Origin of the sequence: Pseudomonas sp. NPDC089741, from assembly GCF_044748825.1 — a bacterium.
Classification (GTDB): domain Bacteria; phylum Pseudomonadota; class Gammaproteobacteria; order Pseudomonadales; family Pseudomonadaceae; genus Aquipseudomonas; species Aquipseudomonas helmanticensis.
Genome location: NZ_JBIVGT010000025.1, coordinates 66,927 through 82,622, shown reverse-complemented (window position 1 = coordinate 82,622; position 15,696 = coordinate 66,927). Strand labels below are relative to the sequence as shown.

At 59.6% G+C, this 15,696-nt stretch carries 15 protein-coding genes; 10 read left to right on the top strand and 5 right to left on the bottom strand.

Annotated features, from left to right (window positions below; translation table 11 throughout):
* Positions 1–20 precede the first annotated feature (20 nt).
* Positions 21–1,475 (bottom strand): tRNA uracil 4-sulfurtransferase ThiI, encoded by a 1,455-nt coding sequence (thiI, locus tag ACIPZE_RS21045; RefSeq protein WP_400775049.1) that lies wholly within the window; start codon positions 1,473–1,475, stop codon positions 21–23.
* 328 nt (positions 1,476–1,803) lie between these two features.
* On the opposite strand from thiI, the gene glnA reads away from it, so the two are divergent.
* From glnA to ntrC, 5 genes are all read left to right on the top strand, one after another.
* A complete protein-coding gene (gene glnA, locus ACIPZE_RS21040; RefSeq protein WP_008080570.1) occupies positions 1,804–3,210 on the top strand; it encodes a type I glutamate--ammonia ligase in 1,407 nt (468 codons plus the stop codon).
* A gap of 273 nt (positions 3,211–3,483) precedes the next feature.
* Positions 3,484–3,996: a DUF4124 domain-containing protein gene (locus ACIPZE_RS21035; protein ID WP_283438008.1), complete on the top strand. Its 513-nt coding sequence runs from the start codon at positions 3,484–3,486 to the stop codon at positions 3,994–3,996.
* Positions 3,993–4,616 (top strand): DUF4124 domain-containing protein, encoded by a 624-nt coding sequence (locus ACIPZE_RS21030; protein WP_400775045.1) that lies wholly within the window; start codon positions 3,993–3,995, stop codon positions 4,614–4,616. Before ACIPZE_RS21035 ends, ACIPZE_RS21030 begins: the two co-directional genes overlap by 4 nt.
* A 231-nt stretch (positions 4,617–4,847) precedes the next feature.
* On the top strand, positions 4,848–5,933 hold the full coding sequence (gene glnL, locus ACIPZE_RS21025) for a nitrogen regulation protein NR(II) (RefSeq protein ID WP_400775042.1): 1,086 nt from the start codon (positions 4,848–4,850) through the stop codon (positions 5,931–5,933).
* Entirely contained in the window at positions 5,930–7,366 is a 1,437-nt protein-coding gene (gene ntrC / locus ACIPZE_RS21020) for a nitrogen regulation protein NR(I) (RefSeq protein WP_400775039.1), read from the top strand. The genes glnL and ntrC overlap by 4 nt, the downstream gene beginning before the upstream one ends.
* A gap of 606 nt (positions 7,367–7,972) precedes the next feature.
* Here the strand turns inward: ntrC and ACIPZE_RS21015 are convergent.
* Positions 7,973–8,413, bottom strand: a complete 441-nt coding sequence (locus ACIPZE_RS21015) for a hypothetical protein (protein WP_129387801.1) — start codon at positions 8,411–8,413, stop codon at positions 7,973–7,975.
* Between ACIPZE_RS21015 and ACIPZE_RS21010 the strand changes: the two genes are divergently transcribed.
* Entirely contained in the window at positions 8,412–8,867 is a 456-nt protein-coding gene (locus ACIPZE_RS21010; RefSeq protein WP_053116597.1) for a tRNA (cytidine(34)-2'-O)-methyltransferase, read from the top strand. The two genes, ACIPZE_RS21015 and ACIPZE_RS21010, sit on opposite strands and share 2 nt — an antisense overlap.
* A gap of 181 nt (positions 8,868–9,048) precedes the next feature.
* Here ACIPZE_RS21010 and secB read toward each other — a convergent pair whose 3' ends face one another.
* The 3 genes from secB to ACIPZE_RS20995 are packed head-to-tail and all read right to left on the bottom strand — an operon-like array spanning position 9,049 to position 10,260.
* Positions 9,049–9,534: a protein-export chaperone SecB gene (secB, locus tag ACIPZE_RS21005; protein WP_007909233.1), complete on the bottom strand. Its 486-nt coding sequence runs from the start codon at positions 9,532–9,534 to the stop codon at positions 9,049–9,051.
* Between the two features lie 56 nt (positions 9,535–9,590).
* Entirely contained in the window at positions 9,591–9,845 is a 255-nt protein-coding gene (gene grxC, locus ACIPZE_RS21000) for a glutaredoxin 3 (RefSeq protein ID WP_025110925.1), read from the bottom strand.
* 1 nt (position 9,846) lies between these two features.
* Positions 9,847–10,260 carry a rhodanese-like domain-containing protein gene (locus ACIPZE_RS20995; protein ID WP_008080560.1) on the bottom strand — a complete coding sequence of 138 codons (414 nt, stop codon included), beginning with the start codon at positions 10,258–10,260 and terminating at the stop codon, positions 9,847–9,849.
* Positions 10,261–10,413: 153 nt separating this feature from the next.
* On the opposite strand from ACIPZE_RS20995, the gene gpmI reads away from it, so the two are divergent.
* From gpmI to ACIPZE_RS20975, 4 genes are all read left to right on the top strand, one after another.
* Positions 10,414–11,943, top strand: a complete 1,530-nt coding sequence (gpmI, locus tag ACIPZE_RS20990; protein WP_400775036.1) for a 2,3-bisphosphoglycerate-independent phosphoglycerate mutase — start codon at positions 10,414–10,416, stop codon at positions 11,941–11,943.
* Between the two features lie 230 nt (positions 11,944–12,173).
* Positions 12,174–13,460, top strand: a complete 1,287-nt coding sequence (locus ACIPZE_RS20985) for a murein hydrolase activator EnvC (RefSeq protein WP_283438012.1) — start codon at positions 12,174–12,176, stop codon at positions 13,458–13,460.
* A gap of 31 nt (positions 13,461–13,491) precedes the next feature.
* Positions 13,492–14,811: a S41 family peptidase gene (locus tag ACIPZE_RS20980; protein WP_129387789.1), complete on the top strand. Its 1,320-nt coding sequence runs from the start codon at positions 13,492–13,494 to the stop codon at positions 14,809–14,811.
* Positions 14,812–14,813: 2 nt separating this feature from the next.
* Positions 14,814–15,590 (top strand): divergent polysaccharide deacetylase family protein, encoded by a 777-nt coding sequence (locus ACIPZE_RS20975; RefSeq protein WP_283438013.1) that lies wholly within the window; start codon positions 14,814–14,816, stop codon positions 15,588–15,590.
* Positions 15,591–15,696 lie beyond the last annotated feature (106 nt).

Sequence of the window (15,696 nt, the reverse complement as noted above, 5' to 3'; positions counted from 1 at the left end):
AGGCAAACAGCCCCGGGCACTTAGCTCGGACGATAAACGCGCACATTGGCATGCCCCTCACTGAGCAAATGGTGAGCATGCAGGCGACTCATCACGCCTTTGTCGCAATACAGCAGGTACTGGCGAGTCGGATCCAGCTCCTTGAAACGAGCGTTCACTGCGTAGAACGGCATCGTCTGTACTTCTACGCCAGCGAGTTCCAGCGGCTCATCCTCGGCGGCATCCGGGTGACGGATGTCGATCACGATCTGGCCGGCCAGTGCTTCGCTGACTTCTTCAATCTGTACGTCCTGGCCCAATTCGTCGATCACCCGATCGATCGGCACCAGTTTGGCGTTTTCGAGCGCACGCTCGAGGACTGCCATGTCGAATTCTTTCTCTTCGTGTTCAACGCGACCGCGTTTGGCGGCGGTCTTCGGATTGACCGAAATGACCCCGCAGTATTCCGGCATGTGCCGGGCGAAATCGGCGGTGCCGATCTCGTTGGCGGTGTCGATGATGTCCTGCTTGTGCGCCACGATCAGCGGACGCAGGACCAGCTTGTCGGTCACGCAGTCGATCACCGACAGGTTCGGCAGCGTCTGGCTCGACACCTGGGAGATCGCCTCGCCAGTGACCAGCGCCTCGATCTGCAGGCGGTCAGCGATGTTGGAGGCCGCGCGCAACATCATACGCTTCAATACGACGCCCATATGACTGTTATCGACTTTGCCGAGAATTTCGCCCAACACTTCTTCAAACGGAACACTGACAAATAGCACGCGTTGCGAGCTGCCGTACTTCTTCCAGATGAAATGCGCGACTTCCATCACGCCCAATTCATGGGCACGACCGCCCAGATTGAAGAAGCAGAAGTGCGTCATCAGGCCGCGACGAATGATCTGGTAAGCCGCAACGGTCGAGTCAAAGCCGCCGGACATCAATACCAGCGTCTGCTCCAACGCACCGAGCGGGTAACCGCCGATGCCGTTGTGCTGGCTGTGGATCACAAACAACCGTTTGTCGCGAACTTCGATACGGACTTCGATTTCCGGCGCTTTCAGGTCGATACCGGCGGCACCGCACTCACGGCGCAGCTTGCTGCCGACGTATTTTTCGACGTCCATCGAACTGAACGCATGCTTGCCGGCACGCTTGCAGCGTACCGAGAAAATCTTCCCGGCCAGCGCCGCGCCGTAGTGCTCTTTACACTTCTCGGTGATGTCGTCGAAGTCGCCCAGCGGGTACTCGTCGATCTGCAGGAAGTGCGCGATGCCCGGCATGCAGGTCAGGCGCTCACCCATCTCTTTCAAGGCTTTGGCGTCGGTAATGCGGGTTTCCAGCTCGAGATTGTCCCACACACCGTTCACCACCACGGCCGGGTCCAGGTCGCGGAGCACGGTGCGGATGTTCTTGGCCAGCTGGCGGATGAATTTCGTCCGGACAGGTCGGCTTTTGATGGTGATCTCGGGGAAGACTTTTACGATTAGTTTCATGAAAACAGCGCGCGAACGGCCAGCCGAAAAAGGGGGGCGCGGATTATAGCGGAAATTGCTCAAGGTTTAACCAGTTAATGTGCAGAAGGTTTTGCGCGCACCAAAACGGGTCATTTTTGCTCGGAGACGCTACATTAGAGGGCGAGATTTTCTGCATTCACGCACTTTGCACCTTAATAAGCGTGAAATTGGGGCAAAAAACCCATGCTGGGGCACTGGCATGCAATTTGCTCCCTTGTGAGGCAGGTTGCCTTGGCAGAGTATTCGCGCCGGCATCACCCAAATTCAAGGGCATCCACTACCAAGCCCGAAGCCACCCGGAGGACATATGTCGAAGACGGTTCAACTCATCAAAGATCATGACGTCAAGTGGATTGATCTGCGCTTCACGGACACCAAAGGCACTCAGCACCACGTGACCATGCCGGCTCGCGATGCTTTGGACGACGACTTCTTCGAAGTCGGCAAGATGTTCGACGGTTCCTCCATCGCTGGCTGGAAAGGCATCGAAGCCTCCGACATGATCCTGATGCCGGTTGACGAAACTGCCGTTCTCGACCCGTTCACCGAAGACGCCACCCTGATCCTGGTGTGCGACATCATCGAACCTTCGAGCATGCAAGGCTACGATCGCGACCCACGTGCGATCGCCAAGCGCGCCGAAGAACACCTGAAAGCCACCGGTATCGGTGACACCGTGTTCGCCGGTCCAGAGCCAGAATTCTTCATCTTTGACTCGGTAAAATTCAAGTCGGACATCTCCGGCTCGATGTTCAAGATCTACTCCGAACAAGGTTCGTGGATGTCCGACCAGGACATCGAAGGCGGCAACAAGGGTCACCGTCCAGGCGTCAAAGGCGGCTACTTCCCGGTTCCACCGTTCGACCACGACCACGAAATCCGTACCTCCATGTGCAACGCGCTGGAAGAAATGGGCCTGACCGTCGAAGTTCACCACCACGAAGTGGCGACTGCCGGCCAGAACGAAATCGGCGTCAAGTTCAACACCCTGGTGAAGAAAGCCGACGAAACCCAAACCCTGAAGTACGTTGTGCACAACGTTGCTGATGCATACGGCCGCACCGCGACCTTCATGCCGAAGCCACTGTACGGCGACAACGGTTCGGGCATGCACGTACACATGTCGATCTGGAAGGACGGCAAGAACACCTTCGCAGGTGAAGGCTATGCCGGCCTGTCCGATACCGCTCTGTACTTCATCGGCGGCATCATCAAACACGGTAAGGCCCTGAACGGCTTCACCAACCCGGCGACCAACTCCTACAAGCGTCTGGTACCAGGCTTCGAAGCTCCGGTAATGCTGGCCTACTCGGCTCGCAACCGTTCCGCTTCGATCCGTATTCCTTACGTGTCGAGCCCGAAAGCCCGCCGTATCGAAGCACGCTTCCCGGATCCGGCTGCCAACCCGTACCTGGCCTTCGCAGCACTGCTGATGGCCGGCCTGGACGGTATCCAGAACAAGATCCACCCAGGCGACGCTGCCGACAAAAACCTGTACGACCTGCCGCCTGAAGAGGCGAAAGAGATTCCACAAGTTTGCGGCAGCCTGAAAGAAGCCCTGGAAGAGCTGGACAAGGGCCGCGCGTTCCTGACCAAGGGCGGCGTATTCTCCGACGACTTCATTGACGCTTACATCGCGCTGAAATCGGAAGAAGAAATCAAGGTTCGCACCTTCGTACACCCACTGGAATATGAGCTGTACTACAGCTGCTGATCCGGTAGCGCCGCGTTTCTCGGCGTGAGTGAAAGAGGCCTCCTTCGGGAGGCCTTTTTTATTGCAGATCAAAAGATCGCAGCCTTCGGCAGCTCCTACATCTACCCCTGTAGGAGCTGCCGAAGGCTGCGATCTTTTGGCTGATCATTCCCACGCAGAACGTGGGAACGATCGATTGTGGTGTCTGAATGATCTCTGGATGTGTGCAGGGTTGGGCCAACCGCCGCGTCTGTCCTATGCTGCACTCCATCGTTTTCAATTCCGGTCGATGTCATGGGTCGCACCTTTCTCTACATCCTGCTGCTGATCGCCCTGCCCGCCGTCGCGCAGATCTACAAGTACACCGATGCCAACGGCAACACGGTGTACAGCGATCACTCGCCGGACGGAGTGCAGGCGCAACCGGTGGAGTTGCCGCCGCTCAATCGCGTCGAACCGCAAGCACCCAGCGCACCACCCGCGCCCGAAACCGATAATCGGCAGCCCGCGCGCAACGCCTACGACATTCTTGAACTGGCCGGCCTGCCCAACGAAGAAGCCCTACGCGCCAACAACGGCACCTTCACCGTCAATGTACTGATCAAGCCCCGCCTGCAGTCGCCGCATCAATTGAGGCTGGTTTTGGATGACGAGCCCTACGGTCAGCCGAGCAACGTGCCGATCCTGCAACTGGTGAACATCGATCGCGGCGAACATCGGCTCGCCGTGCAGGTGATTGACGGGCAGACGATCATCCAGCAGAGCCCGCCAGTCCCCCTCAGCGTGCAGCGAGTGCACAAGCCATGATCCGCGCGTGGCTGATCGCTGTGTTGGCACTGACAACGCTGCAAGCCTCGGCAGAGGTGTTCACCTACACCGACGCCCAAGGCAATCGGGTGTTCACCGACCAGCCGCGCGGCAACGCCAAACGAGTACCCATTGCCACCAGCAATCGCATGTCCGCAAACCCCACCGCCGCCGCGCCGATCACCACCGCGAAAAAAGCCTTGGAACAACCACTGTTCCACTACGACATGCTGCGCATTCTGGTGCCCGAACCCGATGCCACGATTCGCAGCAGCGCCGGCGAAATCATCGTCAGCGTCACCAGCGAACCGGGCCTGCAAAGAGGTCATCGCTATCGTCTGTTGCTGGACGGCCAGGCCACCGGCGAACCCGGCCTGACACCGGTGTTCCCGCTGAACAATATCGACCGTGGCAGCCATAACCTTTCGGTGGAAATCCTCGATGCCGAGGACCGTATCGTCGAACGCACGGCGAACCAACCCTTCCACATGCTGCGCATTTCCCTCGCGCAGAAACGCCAGGTCAAACCCTGCGTCGCCGAAGACTACGGCGTGCGCCCGGAATGCCCTTTGAAAGACAAACCCGAAGAGCCGAAAAACCCCTTCCTGCGTTTCTTCTAACGCCGTTCAGCTTTGCGCACTATATTGGTGCAATAGACTGCACCGTACCCACATTCCAACCCATTTTGGTTCGAAACTTCCCGTTCGAGCTTATCGGCTGCCACGCAAACGAGCGTCAAACGCCTGTTTCAGGCGATCAACGCTTCTTTTCGGAGCCTTGGTTTGGTTTTTGCATTTTCCCGCTACCGACGCTTGCTTGTTGCGCACGCTCCGCCCCCAAAAGAGGCTCCGATGACTATTAGCGACGCAATCCACCGTTTGCTGCTCGACAACCTGACCACCGCTACCATTCTGCTCGACGCCGAATTGCGCCTCGAGTACATGAACCCGGCGGCGGAGATGCTGCTCGCCATCAGCGGGCAGCGCAGCCATGGGCAGTTCATCAGCGAGCTGTTCACCGAATCCACCGAAGCACTGAATTCCCTGCGCCAGGCCGTGGAACAGGCGCATCCGTTCACCAAACGCGAAGCGATGCTCACCGCCCTCACCGGCCAGACCCTGACCGTGGACTACGCGGTGACGCCGATTCTCAGCAACGGCGCGACCCTGCTCCTGCTTGAGGTTCATCCGCGTGACCGCCTGCTGCGGATCACCAAGGAAGAAGCGCAGCTGTCCAAACAGGAAACCAGCAAGATGCTGGTGCGCGGCCTCGCCCACGAGATCAAGAACCCGCTCGGCGGCATCCGCGGCGCTGCACAATTGCTTGCTCGCGAGTTGCCGGAAGAAAGCCTGCGCGACTACACCAACGTGATCATTGAAGAGGCCGACCGCCTGCGTAACCTGGTCGACCGCATGCTCGGTTCGAACAAGCTGCCGTCGCTGGCGATGTGCAACGTCCACGAAGTACTGGAGCGCGTCTGCCATCTGGTCGAAGCGGAAAGTCAGGGCTGCATCACCTTGGTGCGCGATTACGACCCAAGCATTCCCGACGTCCTGATCGACCGCGAACAAATGATTCAGGCGGTGTTGAACATCGTGCGCAACGCGATGCAGGCGATCAGCAGCCAGAACGAGCTGCGCCTGGGCCGCATCAGCCTGCGCACCCGCGCGATGCGCCAGTTCACCATCGGCCACATCCGCCATCGCCTGGTGACCAAGATCGAGATCATCGACAACGGCCCGGGGATCCCGGCGGAACTTCAGGAAACCATTTTCTTTCCCATGGTCAGCGGACGCCCGGACGGTACCGGGCTCGGCCTGGCCATTACCCAGAACATCATCAGCCAGCACCAGGGCCTGATCGAGTGTGACAGCCATCCAGGCCACACCACCTTCTCGATCTTTCTGCCACTGGAACAAGGAGCCACATCGACATGAGCCGTAGTGAAACCGTGTGGATCGTCGATGACGACCGTTCTATCCGTTGGGTACTGGAAAAGGCCTTGCAGCAGGAAGGCATGACCACCCAGAGCTTCGACAGCGCCGACGGCGTGATGAGTCGCCTGGCCCGTCAGCAGCCTGATGTGATCATCTCCGACATCCGCATGCCCGGTGCCAGCGGTCTGGACCTCCTGGCGCGGATTCGCGAACAGCATCCACGGTTGCCGGTCATCATCATGACCGCTCATTCCGATCTGGACAGCGCTGTCGCCTCTTATCAGGGCGGCGCCTTCGAGTACCTGCCGAAGCCGTTCGACGTTGATGAAGCGGTATCGCTGGTCAAGCGCGCCAATCAGCACGCACAAGAGCAGCAAGGCCTGGAAGTTCTGCCGGCACTGACCCGCACCCCGGAAATCATCGGCGAAGCGCCGGCGATGCAGGAAGTGTTTCGCGCCATCGGCCGCTTGAGCCATTCCAACATCACCGTGCTGATCAACGGCGAATCCGGCACTGGTAAAGAACTGGTCGCCCACGCCCTGCACCGCCACAGCCCGCGCGCGGCCTCGCCATTCATCGCGCTGAACATGGCGGCGATCCCCAAGGATCTGATGGAATCCGAGCTGTTCGGCCATGAGAAAGGCGCGTTCACCGGCGCGGCGAATCTGCGTCGCGGCCGTTTTGAGCAGGCTGACGGCGGCACGCTGTTCCTCGACGAAATCGGCGACATGCCGGCAGATACGCAAACCCGTTTGCTGCGAGTTTTGGCGGATGGCGAGTTCTATCGCGTGGGCGGGCATGTGCCGGTCAAGGTCGACGTACGGATCATCGCCGCGACGCACCAGAATCTGGAAACCCTGGTGCACGCGGGCAAATTCCGTGAGGACTTGTTCCATCGTCTCAACGTGATCCGCATCCACATCCCGCGCCTGTCGGATCGTCGCGAAGACATCCCGACCCTGGCCAAACACTTCCTCAGCCGCGCCGCGCAGGAACTGGCGGTCGAGCCGAAGCTGCTGAAAAGCGAGACCGAGGAATACCTGAAGAACCTGCCGTGGGGCGGCAACGTGCGTCAGCTGGAGAACACCTGCCGCTGGATTACGGTGATGGCGTCCGGGCGCGAAGTGCACATCAGCGACTTGCCGCCAGAGCTACTGAACCTGCCGCAGGATTCGGCGCCAGTGACCAACTGGGAGCAGGCGCTGCGTCAATGGGCCGATCAGGCTCTGGCGCGTGGTCAGTCGAGCCTGCTCGACAGCGCGGTGCCGGCGTTTGAGCGGATCATGATCGAGACGGCGTTGAAGCATACCGCCGGGCGCCGGCGTGATGCGGCGGTGTTGCTGGGTTGGGGGCGTAATACCCTGACGCGCAAGATCAAGGAATTGGGGATGAAGGTTGATGGTGGCGATGATGATGAGGGGGATGAGGGGTAAAGACCTCGTTCGCTTGAGGTCGTATGTGTACTCAAGATCTCTCCCCTCACCCCAGCCCTCTCCCGAGGGAGAGGGAGCCGATTCATGTCGCTTCCAAATGTGTGTTCGACTCGGACTTTCATGTCGGCGCAGTTCTTTATAACAACTCGGTCAGTCCCCTCTCCCTCTGGGAGAGGGTTAGGGTGAGGGCAATTCAGCCGTGCACCACCTTAAGGCACTTTGACCCGCAATCGAGCATGTCCAGCGGCTGACTCCCCAAATCAAAACCACTGCAAAACTTTAACTTTGAAAACGCGAAAGCCCCGTACTCCGGGGCTTTCGCGTTTCCGACAGCTATTTTTGTTTCAAAAAAATAAAACCTGGCACGCCCCCTGCAACACCTCTCACAGGTGATTCGTTTCACCACCCGTTTCGGGGACCTTGGTACAGGCAGGCCGGGGATTCCCCTCTTTACACCGGGCGCAGATCGCCACGCGATGCGCCCACCCTTTTGGGATCCTTGGTACAGGCAGGCCGGGGGTTCCCTCTTTACACCGGACCGACGCGTCACGCGAAGTCCACACCGTTTTGGGAACCCTGATACAGGCAGGTCAGGGATTCCCGCTTTTATTGCTCGCGGAGATGGATCTCCAGTCGCCAGCGGTCATCGACCTTGCTGCCGGCCCAGTCCCCCTGCAGCGGCCGCGCTGCCAGCACCGTCAGCAACAACCCACCATCACTCGCTCGCGTCCGCCAGTTCAGGTCTTTGCCGTTGAGCTTGAGCTGACCTTTCTGCGCTTTGCCTTCAGCCTGAAACAGCAGCGCCACGGTGCCGTCGATGATTTCTCCGTGCAGCTTGGGCTCGTTGTTGAACCACACCACCAGCCCCTGTTCCGTCACCTCGACTTGCTGCAGCACGGTCGGATCGGGCGTGGTCAGGCGGCCGATCATCAAGCCGATCATTACGCCGACAATCGCCAGCGAACCGACCACTCGCGGGAATAGTTTCGAACGGTTGTCCACAGGCGGCGTAGAATGCCGCTCGTCTTTACCTTCGGAGCCGTGCATGTTTCACGTCATCCTTTTTCAACCAGAAATTCCGCCGAATACCGGCAACGTTATCAGGCTGTGCGCCAACAGCGGCTGCCACCTGCATTTGATCGAACCGCTGGGCTTCGAGATGGACGACAAGCGATTGCGCCGTGCCGGTCTCGATTACCACGAATATGCCACGCTGCAACGTCACGCAGACCTCGCCAGTTGCCTGGAGAGCATCGGCAACCCTCGGGTGTATGCGTTCACCACCAAGGGTTCGCGGCCGTTTCATGATGCGGCGTTTGTCCCGGGTGATGCGTTCATTTTCGGCCCGGAAAGCCGTGGCTTGCCGCCGGAAGTGCTCGACGCCCTTGGACCGGATCAGCGCCTGCGTCTGCCGATGCGCGAAGGCTGCCGCAGCCTGAACCTGTCCAACACCGTGGCCGTCGCTGTATACGAAGCCTGGCGCCAGAACGACTTCAAGTAACACCACACCTGATCGTTCCCACGCTCTGCGTGGGAATGCAACCCGTGACGCTCCGCGTCACTGGACGCGGAGCGTCCCCAGAGGCATTCCCACGCGGAGCGTAGGAACGATCAACCAGGAGTATTTCAGCCCAAGAAAAAAGCGCCTGTTACGGCGCTTTTTTCGTTGTAGCCAGGACCGTTTATTGAACGGTTGGCGTCTCGCCGCTTTCCTGCATGCGCTGCAATTCTTGCGCGTACAGGGCGTCGAAGTTCACCGGAGCCAGCATCAGCGCCGGGAACGAACCGCGGGTCACCAGGCTGTCCAGGGTTTCACGCGCGTACGGGAACAGGATGTTCGGGCAGAACGCACCCAAGGTGTGGCTCATCGAAGCCGCATCGAGGTTCTTGATCAGGAAGATACCGGCCTGCTGCACTTCAGCGATGAAGGCCACTTCTTCACCGTTTTTCACGGTAACGGACAGGGTCAGTACGACTTCGTAGAAATCGCCTTCCAAAGCCTTCTGGCGAGTGTTCAGATCCAGTGCGACAGCCGGATCCCACTGCTGGCGGAAGATCGCCGGGCTTTTCGGGGCTTCGAAGGACAGGTCGCGTACATAGATGCGCTGCAAGGAGAATTGCGGTGCGGTTTCTTCTTCGCTGGCTGCAGTGTTCTGTTGGTCAGTCATCTCAGATCCTTATCGATCTTGGGTCTTTTAGGGAGTGCGTACGTGGGTGCAGCCGTTCAGGCCTTGAGCAGCGCGTCGAGCTTGCCGGCGCGCTCCAGGGCATACAAATCATCACAACCACCGATGTGCTGGCTGCCGATCCAGATCTGCGGCACGGACGTGCGCCCGGCTTTCTGGGTCATTTCGGCACGCACCTGCGGCTTGCCATCGACCTTGATCTCTTTGAAGGCCACGCCTTTGTTCTCGAGCAGGTACTTGGCTCGCGAGCAATAAGGGCAGTAATCACTGGAGTAGACGATGACTTCGCTCATATCACTTCACCAGCGGCAGGTTGTCGCCTTTCCAGCTGGAAATCCCGCCGGACAGCTTGGCGGCGGTGAAGCCGGATTTCATCAGTTCGCGGGCGTGGGTGCCGGCGGTCTGACCGAGGGCATCGACCAGAATGATGGTCTTGGCCTTGTGCTTTTCCAGCTCGGCGGTGCGCGCAGCCAGTTTGTCCTGGGGAATGTTGATCGCGCCAACGATGTGGCCGGCAGCGAAATCCTTGGCCGGACGGATGTCCACCACTACGCCTGCGTCTTTGTTGACCAGTGCAGTCAGCTCGCCGGTGCTCAGGCTTTTACCGCCGCCCTGCATCGTGTGCGCCAGCAGCAGAGCCAGCAGTACGACGAAGATACCGACAAGAATGTAGTGGTTAGTGGCAAATTCAATCAGGTGAGCAACCATCGAAGGAGGTTCCAGGGCGTTAAAATGTCGGCCAGTATACACAGCCGCTATGGTCGGCCAAACCCCGTCCGGCGGTGACGCGGTCGGAACTTAGCTTTAAACTCCAACTCCCTTTTCCATCGCCCTCTTCTTTATTAGCCACGAGTGGATTCCATGACGACTACGCCTAAACCTTTGGTCCTGATGATTCTCGACGGCTTCGGTCACAGCGAAAGCCCCGAATCCAATGCCGTTTTTGCGGCGAAGAAGCCCGTCCTTGATCGCCTGTGGGCCAGCGTGCCGAACGGCTTGATCTCGGGCAGCGGCATGGACGTCGGCCTGCCGGACGGCCAAATGGGCAACTCCGAAGTGGGCCACATGAACCTTGGCGCCGGCCGCGTGGTGTATCAGGACTTCACGCGCGTGACCAAATCGATCCGCGATGGCGAATTCTTCGAGAACCCGACCATCTGCGCCGCTGTGGATAAAGCCGTGGCCGCTGGTAAAGCCGTGCACTTCATGGGCCTGTTGTCCGATGGCGGCGTACACAGCCATCAGGATCACCTGATCGCCATGGCCGAACTGGCCTTCAAGCGCGGCGCCGAAAAAATCTACCTGCACGCTTTCCTCGATGGCCGCGACACGCCGCCGAAAAGCGCTGCATCGTCGATCGAACTGCTCGATGCGACCTTCCAGGCACTCGGCAAGGGCCGCATCGCCAGCATCATCGGCCGGTACTTCGCGATGGACCGTGACAACCGCTGGGATCGTGTCGCTCAGGCCTACAACCTGATCGTCGACGGCAACAGCGAGTTCAACGCCGCCACCGCGCAGGAAGGTCTCGACGCGGCTTACGCTCGTGGCGAAAGCGACGAATTCGTTAAAGCCACGACCATTGGTGAGCCGGTAAAAGTCGAAGACGGCGACGCTGTGGTGTTCATGAACTTCCGCGCCGACCGTGCCCGCGAGCTGACCCGCGTGTTCGTCGAGGACGACTTCAAGGAATTCGAACGCGCACGCCAGCCTAAACTCGCCGGTTTCGTCATGTTGACCCAATATGCCGCAAGCATTCCGGCACCGTCGGCGTTTGCCGCGGGCAGCCTGGAAAACGTGCTGGGCGACTATCTGGCAAAGAACGGCAAAACCCAGCTGCGCATCGCTGAAACCGAGAAATACGCGCACGTGACCTTCTTCTTCTCCGGCGGCCGTGAAGAACCGTTCCCGGGCGAAGAGCGCATCCTGATCCCGTCGCCGAAAGTCGCTACCTACGACTTGCAGCCGGAAATGAGCGCGCCGGAAGTCACCGACCGCATCGTCGAGGCCATTGAAAACCAGCGTTTCGACGTGATCGTGGTCAACTACGCCAACGGCGACATGGTCGGCCACAGCGGTGTGTTCGACGCAGCAGTGAAGGCGGTTGAATGCCTCGACACCTGCGTGGGCCGCATCGTTGAAGCACTGGAAAAAGTCGGCGGCGAAGCGCTGATTACCGCTGACCACGGCAACGTCGAAAAAATGGCCGATGAAGAAACCCACCAGGCGCACACCGCGCACACCACCGAGCCGGTGCCGTTCATTTACGTCGGCAAGCGTGATCTGAAAGTGCGCCAAGGCGGCGTGCTGGCGGACGTGGCGCCGACCATGCTGAAGCTGCTGGGTCTGGAGAAACCGGCGGAAATGACCGGCACGTCGATTCTGGTCTGACCCCAATCGCCGAAACACCGCAAAACCCTGTAGGAGTGAGCCTGCTCGCGATAGCCATCTGACAGTCAACTACTCTGTTGGATGTCAGCAGGCCATCGCGAGCAGGCTCACTCCTACACTGGTTTGTGGTGTTTTTCAGGCCAGTTATCACACAGCCCCAATTGGGCGTTTTTTTTGCAGCCTCGGGCGGGCATACTAGGCCGTCCCTTACCCTGGTGCCGCCCGCCTCTATGCTCCGCGTCCTGATCGCCCTTGCTCTGACCTGCCTGCTCCAACCGGCCTTCGCTGACGAGCGCGCGCAAACCCAACAGCAGTTGGACGCCACGCGTCAGGACATTGCCGAGCTGAAAAAGCTGCTGAACAAGGTCCAGGAAGAAAAATCCGGCGTACAGAAAGAGCTCAAGGGCACTGAAACCGAGATGGGCAATCTCGAGAAGCAGATCGATACGCTGCAAAAAGAGCTGAAGAAAAGCGAATCCGAGCTGCAGCGACTCGATGCGGAGAAAAAAAAACTCCAGAGCGCACGCACTGAACAGCAGCGACTGATCGCCATCCAGGCCCGTGCGGCCTATCAGAACGGTCGGCAGGAATACCTCAAGCTGCTGCTCAACCAGCAGAATCCCGAGAAATTCGCCCGTACCCTCACCTATTACGATTACCTGAGCCAGGCGCGCCTGGAGCAGCTGAAAAACTTCAACGAAACCCTGCGCCAACTGGCCAATGTCGAACAGGACATCGCCGCGCAGCAGGCGCAATTGCTGGTACAGAAAAGCAGCCTTGATACCCAGCGCGATGAACTCGACAAGGTTCGCAAGGAGCGCCAGCAAGTCCTCGCCAAGCTCAACGACGATGTAAAGGCGCGCGATCAGAAACTCGCCGCGCGTGAGCAGGATCAGGCAGACCTGTCTAAAGTCCTTAAAACCATTGAAGAAACCCTGGCTCGCCAGGCTCGTGAGGCAGAAGAAGCGCGGCAGAAAGCGCTGATCGCCCAGCAGGAAGCGGAAAAAAAGCGTTTGCGTGAGGCGCAGGCTGAAAACAGCGACGCCCCACGGAAACCCGCCAGATCCACTCCCGGCGCGCTGGTCTCCAGCAGCGGCGAGACCTTCGGTGGCCCTTTTGCTGCAACCCGGGGAAAACTTCCCTGGCCGGTTGATGGTCGACTGCTGGCGCGCTTCGGCGAAAGCCGTGGCGACGATGCCCGGACCAAGTGGGACGGCGTGATGATCAGCGCCTCCGCCGGTAGCCAGGTGCATGCCGTACACGGCGGTCGCGTGGTGTTCGCCGACTGGTTGCGCGGTGCCGGGCTGTTGGTGATCCTCGATCACGGCAACGGTTTTCTGAGTCTTTACGGTCACAACCAGACGCTGCTCAAGTCGGCCGGTGACGTGGTAAAAGCCGGTGAGTCCATTTCCACTGTCGGGAACAGTGGCGGCCAGGACACACCAGCGCTGTATTTCGCAATTCGTCAGCAGGGTCACCCGAGTGATCCGGCGCAATGGTGTCGTGCGCAAGGATAAGCGCACCGCCTAATTAAGGAGTTCGTTCGACATGCTGCATTTGTCCCGCCTTACCTCGCTGGCCCTGACGATCGCCCTGGTGATCGGCGCGCCTCTGGCGTTCGCCGCTCAGCCGGCCCCGGCCGTCGCTCCGGCAGGCACTGCCGCGACCTCCAAGGCACCGCTGCCGCTGGAAGAGTTGCGCACCTTTGCCGAGGTCATGGACCGGATCAAAGCCGCCTATGTCGAACCGGTGGACGACAAGACCCTGCTCGAAAACGCCATCAAGGGCATGCTCAGCAACCTTGATCCGCACTCGGCCTACCTCGGCCCTGAAGATTTCACCGAGCTGCAGGAAAGCACCAGCGGTGAGTTCGGCGGCCTGGGTATCGAAGTCGGCGCTGAAGACGGCTTCATCAAGGTCGTCTCGCCAATCGACGACACACCGGCGTCGAAGGCCGGCATTCAGGCTGGCGACTTCATCGTCAAAATCAACGGTGCGCCAACGCGCGGCCAGACCATGACCGAAGCCGTCGACAAGATGCGCGGCAAGATCGGCCAGAAAATCACCCTGACCCTGGTGCGCGATGGCGGCACGCCGTTCGACGTGACCTTGGCGCGCGCAGTGATTCAGGTGAAGAGCGTCAAGTCGCAGCTGCTGGAATCAGGTTACGGTTACATCCGCATCACCCAGTTCCAGGTCAAGACCGGCGAAGAGGTCTCCAAGGCCCTGGCGAAGATGCGCAAGGACAACGGCAAGAAGCTCAACGGCATCGTTCTCGACTTGCGTAACAACCCGGGCGGCGTGTTGCAGGCGGCGGTGGAAGTGGTCGACCACTTCATCACCAAAGGCCTGATCGTCTACACCAAAGGCCGTATCGCCAACTCCGAACTGCGCTTCTCGGCCACCGGCAAAGACGAAAGCGAAGCGGTGCCGATGGTTGTGTTGATCAACGGTGGCAGCGCCTCGGCCTCGGAAATTGTCGCCGGCGCCCTGCAGGATCAAAAACGCGCCGTGGTCATGGGCACCACCAGTTTCGGCAAGGGCTCGGTACAAACCGTGCTGCCACTGAACAACGACCGCGCGCTGAAGATCACCACGGCGCTGTATTTCACGCCGAATGGCCGCTCGATTCAGGCGCAAGGCATTGTTCCGGACATCGAAGTGCGCAAGGCCAAGATCACCAACGAGGCCGATGGCGATTACTTCAAGGAAGCTGACCTGCAAGGTCACCTGGGCAATGGCAATGGCGGCGCGGACAAACCAACCGGCTCCGGCGCCAAGCCCAAAGCCATGCCGCAGGATGACGACTACCAATTGGCCCAGGCCCTGAGCCTGCTCAAAGGGCTGAGCATCACGTCCGGCCGTTGAAGATGTCTTTGCGTTTCGTCTTCGTTCTGTTCTGCTGTCTGGCGGGTGCTGCTCACGCAGAGCCCGTCAGCCCAAAGCCACACAAAGCCTACCTGACACTGATCATCGACGACCTGGGGCAGAATCTGCCCCGGGATCGCCGCGTGCTGGCCCTGCCCGGCCCGGTGACCACGGCGATCATGCCCGACACACCCCACGCCACTGAATTTGCCCGCGAAGCCCATCGCGCCGGCAAGATCGTCATCCTGCACATGCCGATGGACCCGGCCACCGGGCCCTACGCCTGGCACCCGGAACTGCCGATCGAAGAGCTGGAAAAACGCCTGAACGCCGCGTTCAAAATGGTCCCCTACACCGCAGGCATCAATAACCACATGGGCAGTCGCATGACCGCGCAACCGGTGGCGATGGCGTGGTTGATGGCCGAATTGCAACGGCGGCACAAATTCTTCGTCGACAGCCGCACCAGCGCGCAGACCGTTGCTGCGCAGCAAGCGCAAAAGATCGATCTGGCGAGTGTTTCGCGAGATGTGTTTCTTGATGATGAGCGCACGGAAGCGGCGATTTATACGCAGTTGCAGACGGCGATCAATCTGGCGCACAAGCAGGGTTCGGCGGTGATGATCGGGCATCCGTATCCGCAGACGCTGGCGGTGCTGGAGCGCGAATTGCCGAAGCTGAAGGCTCAGGGGATTGAGTGGATTGATATCCGGCAGATGATCAGTGTGCGCAGTAACAAGGCGACTGCGGCACACGGCAAGGATGGCGTTTACCGCTGACTATAGAAGCCCCTCACCCCAGCCCTCTCCCAGAGGGAGAGGGAGCTGACCGAGTTGATTGGGAGAGCTGCACCGACTTGCAATACCGCGTCGGACTCAGGTTTTG